The organism is Streptomyces sp. NPDC127084 (assembly GCF_042724175.1).
In the GTDB taxonomy this organism is placed as follows: Bacteria; Actinomycetota; Actinomycetes; order Streptomycetales; family Streptomycetaceae; genus Streptomyces.
In genome coordinates, this window is the sequence record NZ_JBHXFA010000298.1 from 1,941 (window position 1) to 3,610 (window position 1,670).

Below are 1,670 nucleotides of genomic sequence, written 5' to 3' on the forward strand. Positions count from 1 at the left end.
AGGACGGTGTTGTCGGTGGTGTTGATCACCGACACATTGTCCGAGTCGAGGTTGGTGACGTAGGCGCGTGCGCCGTCGGGGGAGATGGCCACACCAAACGGCTGGGTGCCGACGGGGATGGTGGTGAGGACGGTGTTGTTGGTGGTGTCGATCACCGACACGTTGTTCGAGCTGAAGTTGGTGACGTAGGTGTAGGTGCCTGGTGCGGCGGTGGCGGGGGTGGCCAGGGTGAGTGGGGTGCTGAGGCCGATCAGGATCGCCAGGCCTGCCGTACAGGCACGCAGTCGGGAGAGCCATGCTTTCGGATGTCGGGTGCTTGGGTTCGCGGGTTCTTGTGCCGCTACCTGCTGTACCGCGATACCCGACATGAAAGCCTCCTGCTCTTTTCGACGTGCTCAGGTGGTGTGAACCGTTGGTGGAGTCGCGAAGCGCGGCGTGCCACCGCCTCGCTGGGCTTCTTCTTCCGCCGTCAGCCCGGGAGATGGGGCTGGGAGGGGTGTATCCCGGGACAAGCAACAGGCCCGCCCGGGGTGTGCTTCTTCCCTAGGGGCTGCTCGTGCTTTTTGTACGCGACGCGGGCTTGGGTCGTGGTGATGGGGTGTTCCTCGCGGCGCTGGGGAGCGTGGCGAGCCGTGAGGGTGGGAGGTATGGCTGGTCTTCCCCGCTCTTACGTGAGTGGGAGAAGCAGGCGCAGGACATCGGCCCGCGCGAGCGTGGGAAGGGTGACCGTATATGGGTCTGGTTCCAACACGGGCGTTGGACGTTCTCCCGCGAATGTGAGAACGCGCGTCACGGCCCGCCGGGAATCGTCACGGGATCCCCGATAACGATCTCGGTATCGACCGGCCCCACCGGCCCCGTGGCTCCGGTGGGGCCGGGTGCTCCTGCGGTACCAGTGGCTCCGGTGGCTCCGGTGGCTCCGGTGGGGCCGGGTGCTCCTGCGGTACCAGTGGCTCCGGTGGCTCCGGTGGGGCCGGTGGGTCCGGGTGCTCCTGCGGTACCAGTGGCTCCGGTGGCTCCGGTGGGTCCGGGTGCTCCTGCGGTACCAGCGGCTCCGGTGGGTCCCGTGGGTCCCGTGGCTCCGGTGGGTCCTCGAGCTCCGGTCGGGCCACGGTCTTTGCACCAGCCCACGCCCCCGAGAACGCCCCCACCATTGGGATACCGTTCACATCTATCGCTCGCCGACGACAAACCCTGCCCGTCTGTCCGCGTAACCGGCACGGATGCCTCAGCGCTATAACCCAGACCCACGAGAACCAGCGCCGCCAGCGCACTGCCGACGAGCGCGCGTCTCCGCGCCGGAAGCGGACCAAACCGGGACCTTCTCAACCCGTCAGAAACCATCGACTACCCCACTCTCTGAGAACCATGCCGGCCATGAAAGCGCAACAAGTGTCACGAACCACATATAGTGCCTACCGTCATCCACATATGGAGTGCGCACCGGACAGGCTCGCAGAACAACTCACCCATCTGAACCGCCGGGCGGGGGGGGTCTGTACGGTCAACGGTGGATCTTGAAAGTGGAGTGCCACCTGATGACAGACGTGACCGTGAACCGCCCGGGTCTGTCCAGGGTCTGTCCAGTGAACGGTGTAACTGGGTTGGTGTAGTGGGTCAGATTCGGTTGTGGGTGAGGCGTCCGTCGAAGGCGATGTCGAATGCCTGGA

At 65.5% G+C, this 1,670-nt stretch carries 1 protein-coding gene; it reads right to left on the minus strand.

The genetic code is table 11. The features are described 5' to 3' along the window. On the minus strand, positions 1–368 hold a 368-nt coding region (locus ACFWI9_RS33400), incomplete at its 3' end, for a YncE family protein (protein ID WP_387168813.1). Positions 369–1,670: the final 1,302 nt, after the last annotated feature.